Annotated in this window: 2 rRNA genes; both read right to left on the bottom strand. The window is 55.4% G+C overall.

Annotation, left to right across the window (positions count from 1 at the left end):
- Positions 1 to 43: 43 nt before the first annotated feature.
- Positions 44 to 158: ribosomal RNA gene (rrf, locus tag MAA8898_RS25425) — 5S ribosomal RNA — on the bottom strand.
- 206 nt (positions 159 to 364) lie between these two features.
- Positions 365 to 3,951, bottom strand: a 23S ribosomal RNA gene (locus tag MAA8898_RS25420).
- Between the last annotated feature and the right edge of the window lie 226 nt (positions 3,952 to 4,177).

Raw genomic sequence — 4,177 nt, 5'->3', positions numbered from 1 at the left:
CTTTTTGTCGTGATATCGTATTAAGAGAAGTGGTTTTTTCTAGGTTTGGCGGCGACCTACTCTCCCACGTCTTGAGACGCAGTACCATTGGCGCGGCGGCACTTAACTGCCGGGTTCGGAATGGGACCGGGTGTTTTGCTCGCGCTATGACCACCAAACCGAGGAAAAACCACTCCGCTGCGCGGAGTGGTTTTGGTGGGCGGCAGTGCATCTGGCGAAGCCAGGTGTCACGGGAGCCCACGCCCAACCATGCCAGGCGCGGCGGCAATCAACGATGTTGTCCATGTCAAGATTTCTAGGGATGTATGCTGATGATACAGTTTCAAGAGCGCTCCACCGGAGCGACACCTTGCTGTTACTGGATCAAATCAAGCCTATCGGACCATTAGTACCAGTCAGCTGAACGCATTGCTGCGCTTACACCTCTGGCCTATCGACGTGGTGGTCTACCACGGTCCTCAGGGATACCTTGTTTTGAGGGGGGCTTCCCGCTTAGATGCCTTCAGCGGTTATCCTGTCCGATCATAGCTACCCAGCACTGCCGTTGGCACGACAACTGGTCCACCAGTGGATCGTTCACCCCGGTCCTCTCGTACTAGGGGCAACTCCTCTCAAGTATCCTACACCCACGGCAGATAGGGACCGAACTGTCTCACGACGTTCTAAACCCAGCTCACGTACCTCTTTAAATGGCGAACAGCCATACCCTTGGGACCTGCTCCAGCCCCAGGATGAGATGAGCCGACATCGAGGTGCCAAACACTGCCGTCGATATGGACTCTTGGGCAGTATCAGCCTGTTATCCCCGGCGTACCTTTTATCCGTTGAGCGATGGCCCTCCCACTTGGGACCACCGGATCACTATGGCCGTCTTTCGACTCTGCTCGACTTGTCAGTCTTGCAGTCAGGCTGGCTTCTGCCATTGCACTCAACGAGCGATTTCCGACCGCTCTGAGCCAACCTTCGCGCGCCTCCGTTACGCTTTAGGAGGCGACCGCCCCAGTCAAACTACCCACCACGCAGGGTCCCGGACCCGGATAACGGGCCGCGGTTAGACATCAAACAAAACAAGGGTGGTATCTCAAGGGTGGCTCCACAGAGACTGGCGTCCCTGCTTCAAAGCCTACCACCTATCCTGCACATGTTGTGTCTGATGCCAGTGCGAAGCTGTAGTGAAGGTGCACGGGGTCTTTCCGTCTAACCGCGGGTAGCCGGCATCTTGACCGGCAATTCAATTTCGCTGAGTCGATGTTGGAGACAGCGGGGAAGTCGTTACGCCATTCGTGCAGGTCGGAACTTACCCGACAAGGAATTTCGCTACCTTAGGACCGTTATAGTTACGGCCGCCGTTTACCTGGGCTTCAATTCAGAGCTTGCACCCCTCCTTTTAACCTTCAGGCACCGGGCAGGCGTCAGACCCTATACGTCGTCTTGCGACTTCGCAGAGCCCTGTGTTTTTAATAAACAGTCGCCACCCCCTGGTTTGTGCCCCCGGCACTCTTGTACCGGGCCTCCTTCTCGCGAACTTACGGAGGTATTTTGCCGAGTTCCTTCAACATCGTTCTCTCAAGCGCCTTGGTATTCTCTACCAGTCCACCTGTGTCGGTTTAGGGTACGATCTCATGGAGGGCTATTTCCAGGAACTGTCTTGGATACGGGTCAATCCGATAAGACCCGCACGCCGCCACAATCCGTCACATCCTCCTGGCCCAGGAATATTAACCTGGTTCCCATCGACTACGCCTTTCGGCCTCGCCTTAGGGGTCGGCTCACCCTGCTCAGATTAGCTTTAAGCAGGAACCCTTGGACTTTCGGCGAGAGTGTCTCTCACACTCTTTGTCGCTACTCATGTCATCATTCTCACTAGTGATCTCTCCACCGGATCGCTCACGCGCCGGCTTCACAGAAAGCACTTATGCTTGCGCTACCGCTTCGCTACTTGAGCGCGGTTGCCCGCGCTGTCCGTACCGATGCGATAGAAGAAGCAAAGTGCTATGTCACACTACGCTCCGCTACCATGCCTTACGGCATCCTCAGCTTCGGCTCATGGCTTGAGCCCCGTTACATCTTCGCCGCAGGACAACTTGATTAGACCAGTGAGCTGTTACGCTATCTTTAAAGGATGGCTGCTTCTAAGCCAACCTCCTGGTTGTTTTGGTCGTCCCACTTGCTTTCCCACTTAGCCATGAATTGGGGGCCTTAGCTGGAGGTCAGGGTTGTTTCCCTCTTCACGACGGACGTTAGCATCCGCCGTGTGTCTGCCATCTAGTACTCCCGGGTATTCGGAGTTTGGTTAGGATCAGTAAGCCTGTGGGGCCCCATTACCCATCCAGTGCTCTACCCCCCGGGGTATTCGGATGACGCTCTACCTAAATAGATTTCGCGGAGAACCAGCTATCTCCGAGTTTGATTGGCCTTTCACCCCTAGGCACAACTCATCCCGACCTTTTTCAACAGGTGTGGGTTCGGACCTCCAGTAAGTGTTACCTTACCTTCATCCTGGTCATGCCTAGATCACTCGGTTTCGGGTCTGATCCATCTAACTCGACGCCCTATTAAGACTCGCTTTCGCTGCGCCTACACCTACCGGCTTAAGCTTGCTAGATAGACCAAGTCGATGACCCATTATACAAAAGGTACGCCGTCACAAGACTGGACACTAATGGCAATCCCCAACTCTTCGCGCAGCGAACGAGTTGGCGTGGGCGTCAGTGCATTGCGCGGCAATGTCACGAGAGCCCACACGGCGGAATTTCTTCCACTCTATCTGGTCGGAATGCTGACCCGGAACTGCACCGTCTCGATGCCGGGGTTCTTGTCGTAGATCCCCGCGTTCGACCGGTGGTCATAGCTCAGGCCAAATCGCCAGCCGCGCTGGTTTTCCCACCCCAGTTCGACGCCGGAACGGAATTCGATCGGTCCACCCAGATCGAAGCCGCCATTGTCGAAGTAGAGGCCGGGCATCGCGTGCAGCTCGGCGAAGAACGCGCTGTTGCCGAAGGTCACCCTGTAGGTCTGGCCGAAGCCGACCCAGGTTTCCCCCTGCTCGCCCACCGACAGCCCCACCGCATTACCGAACGGACCCATCTTGTGGCCCAGATCGTAGCGCAGGTAGAACTCCGTCGCGGGTTTCGCGCGCCGTTCCAGAACCTCACCGGCGGAAAAGGCCAGCCTCGGCGTCGTTTCCGAGCGCCCCAGGCAACCTTTTCCGCTGCCGCAGTGGTTCATGCTCATGTCGGTCAGACCGAGCACGAACATCAGCACTGCAAAGGTTCCGTCAGCCATCTTTTCTGCCTTACCTCTTTCTGACCTTCGAGAGCGTTTGCCGCTCCCTGCGTCCGGTTTCGATAAGACATCTGATGGCCCAGATTGTCATTAGAGTCCAGTCAAGCTCCGACTGATTGTAGGCGTTCGGTTTCAGGGACTGTTTCACTCCCCTCGTCGGGGTGCTTTTCACCTTTCCCTCACGGTACTGGTTCACTATCGGTCAGCAAGGAGTACTTAGCCTTCGAAGGTGGTCCTCCGATCTTCAGACAGGATTTCACGTGTCCCGCCCTACTTAATACGTCCACTTGAACTTCCTGTACGGGGCTGTCACCCGCTATGGCCATGCTTTCCAGCATGTTCCAGTCGTTCTCATGGCTCGGCTGGTCCCCGTTCGCTCGCCACTACTAGGGGAGTATCAATTGATTTCCTTTCCTCCGGGTACTTAGATGTTTCAGTTCCCCGGGTTTGCTCTTCAAACCCTATGTATTCAGGTAAGAAGTACCTGGTTCAGCCCATTATAAATCACCAGAGGTAATTATAACGAACTGTCAGGTGGGTTGCCCCATTCGGAGATTCATGGATCAAAGCTTATTCTCAGCTCCCCATGACTTATCGCAGAGTATCACGTCCTTCATCGCCTCTTGCTGCCAAGGCATCCACCAAACGCCCTTCTCGCGCTTGATTTGATCCAGTAAAAGCAAGGCTTTGCGTCCCGCTGGTTCACAGGACAGCCATGCGATGCCGCCCGGCCTCTCGGCCGATCCGACATCTTACTGGTTCAAAAGCATACTATCCCGCCAGGACTGTCGTCCTGACGTGCGATCCGTATGCGGATCGCTTTCGGTTAGTGTACTTGACTTGGACAACGATTGCTCGTTTCAGAAGGGATATCCCGGAACGGTCGGCTAGA

The sequence above is a fragment of the Antarctobacter aquimaris genome (assembly GCF_900184945.1).
Taxonomy (GTDB): domain Bacteria; phylum Pseudomonadota; class Alphaproteobacteria; order Rhodobacterales; family Rhodobacteraceae; genus Maliponia; species Maliponia aquimaris.
Note: the sequence above shows the minus strand (reverse complement) of the source record. Positions and strands in the feature narration are given on the sequence as shown.